Below are 2,532 nucleotides of genomic sequence, written 5' to 3' on the forward strand. Positions count from 1 at the left end.
AGATCAGGCCTGGGCCCGCTGCTGCCCCTCCAGGAACTGCTCGGGGGTCTTGCCGGTGGACTGGAACACCACACGCCGACCGATGAGGACGGCGTGGTCGGCGAAGCGCTCGTAGTAGCGACCCAGCAGGGTGACGTCGACGGCCGCGGCGACACCGTGGCGCCACTCGCGGTCCATCAGGACGGTGAACAGGTGACGGTGCAGGTCGTCCATCGCGTCGTCGTCGGCCTGCAGGCGCAGTGCGTCGGACGGGTCCTGGCTGTTGAGCACCTCGCGGGCGTTCATCGCAAGGGCGACGGCGAGGCGGCCCATCTCGGCGAAGTAGCCGTTGACCTCCTCGGGCAGCGCCTTCGCCGGATGCCGGCGGCGGGCGACCTTCGAGACGTGCAGCGCGAGCGCGCCCATCCGGTCGACGTCGGCGACGATCTGGAAGCCACTGACGATCGCACGGAGGTCGCCGGCGACCGGTGCCTGCAGTGCGAGCAGGGCGAACGCCTGTTCCTCGGCCTGGGCCGAGAGACGGACGATCTGCTCGTGGTCGGAGATGACGCCCTCGGCTACGGCGAGGTCGGCCTGGAGAAGAGCCTGTGTCGAGCGCTCCATGGCGACACCGGCAAGCTGGGACATGTGTCCCAGGATGCGGTTCAGGTCAGCCATCTGCTCGTGGTACGCGGTACGCATGTGCCAAGGGTACTGGTGACGGCGAAGCGAACGGTTCTATCCCGGTGAACGCGTGGTGAACGGGGTGCGGATACCTCTGATCCGACCCGTCCGCGCCACGTTCATCCGCTACAGGAGGTGTCCGCGCCGTTGGTCACGCTGAGATCGCTGGGCAGGTCGACGGCCTCCGACGACTGCGGGTTCTCGGTCACCGTCAGCCGCGTCCCGGCGTCGGGAACCGGCTTCAGCTCGCCCGGGTAATCGCTGCCGAGAAGCACCTCGACGCCGGACTTGACCGTGCGGTCGGGCTGGATGACCGCCCCGGTGATCATCGACGCGACAGTCGCGGCGGCGGCCTGCTGACCCGGTCCGTACCGCACGACCGTGGCGGTCTGGTTCTCCGAGGCGTCGGCGACACCGCGGACATCAAAACCCAGCTGCGACATGCGGTCGGACACCGTGGACGCCAGACCGGCGGTACCGGTGCCGTTGAGCACCCGCACACCGATGTTGCCCGGGGTCGTGGCGTTCGCGGTGATCTGGGTCGGTGCCGCGGGGGTGGTGGATGTGGTGGCGCTGGAGCTGCTGCTCGAGCTGGACGGACGTGACGACGACGGTGCGGCCGCCTTCTGCTCGCCCGGCAGCTGCTCGTCGTTGATGATCGCGTCGAAGATCGCGTTGATGTCGTCGGTGCGAGGGATCTCGTTGTTCGAGCCGTCGGTGGTGGTGCCCGACGTCGGCGTGGTCAGGAAGGTGACACGCCCGGCCTGCAGTCCCTGCAGCGACTGCCCGAGGTTGACGAGATCCTCGGTCGTCACCTGGTCGACGAAGCTGTTGCCGATGAACGTCTTGATGATGCCGTTGAGCTTGAGTGGGTTGGTCAGCACCTGACTCGACAGCATCCCGCGCAGCAGTGACGACAGGAACAGCTGCTGGCGTTTGATGCGGCCGTAGTCGCCGTTGCCCTCGGTGTCGACGGTGCGGGCCCGCACATAGTTCAACGCCCGCTTGCCGGTCACCTTCTGCGAGCCCGCCTTGGACAGGATCTGTCCGAGTTCGTAGTCGTAGAGAGGAGTGGGGGAGCAGACCTGCACGCCACCGAGCTTGTTGACCACCTGCTCGAAGCCGTAGAAGTCCATGGCGATGAAGTGGTTGATGTTGAGCCCGGACAGCTGCTGGATCACCTCGACCGCGCACGCCGGACCACCGTCACCGTAGGCGGTGTTCAGCTTCGCGCCGGTCTCGGCGGGCACCACATCGCTGGTGTACGTGCCGGTGTTGTTGTCCCAGCCCTTGCATTCCGGCCGATCGATCTGCAGGTCACGAGGGAACGACACCGCGACGACCCGGCTGCGGTTGGCGGGAACGTTGACCAGGATCACGGTGTCCGACCGCGCGCCTTCGGCGTCGGCGGTGGTACCGGCTCCGACCTTGCCGTTCTTACCGACGCGGGTGTCGGTGCCGACGATCAGGTAGGTCTGGTCGCCGTACTGTTTGTCCTTCTGCCGGATGTTCACATCGTCCGGTCTCGTCGCATCGACCTGCCGGAAATCGCCATTGGTCAGACGCAGGTACCCCCACGCCGATCCCGTCCCGATCAGCGCCATCACGCAGGCCACCGCGATGAACACGCGGCCGACCGTGGTCGCGGTGTGCTTGCGGCGTTGTCGCCTGCCTGCCTCGGCGAGTCGGGCGTCGCTGGGGGGCAGCACGGACGGGCCGGCGTTGCGGCGACGCCGATGACCGCTCGCGCGCGTGGTGTCGGACGGCTCCGGGTCGGCCGGGACCGGGGCGATCGTCTGTGTCGCGTCGTCGTCGATGTCGGTGGGCGGTGCGGTACGGGGTGTGGACGGCCGTGGCGTGGGCGGGGTG

Annotated in this window: 2 protein-coding genes; both read right to left on the minus strand. The window is 67.9% G+C overall.

What is annotated here, in order from left to right; translation table 11 throughout:
* Positions 1-3: 3 nt before the first annotated feature.
* Positions 4-681, minus strand: a complete 678-nt coding sequence (gene phoU / locus JHC79_RS23335; RefSeq protein WP_296395421.1) for a phosphate signaling complex protein PhoU — start codon at positions 679-681, stop codon at positions 4-6.
* Between the two features lie 101 nt (positions 682-782).
* Positions 783-2,532: LCP family protein (locus JHC79_RS23340; RefSeq protein WP_296395424.1), on the minus strand; the 1,750-nt coding region annotated here is incomplete at its 5' end.

It is taken from the genome of Williamsia sp. (assembly GCF_016462415.1).
Taxonomy (GTDB): Bacteria; Actinomycetota; Actinomycetes; order Mycobacteriales; family Mycobacteriaceae; genus Williamsia_A.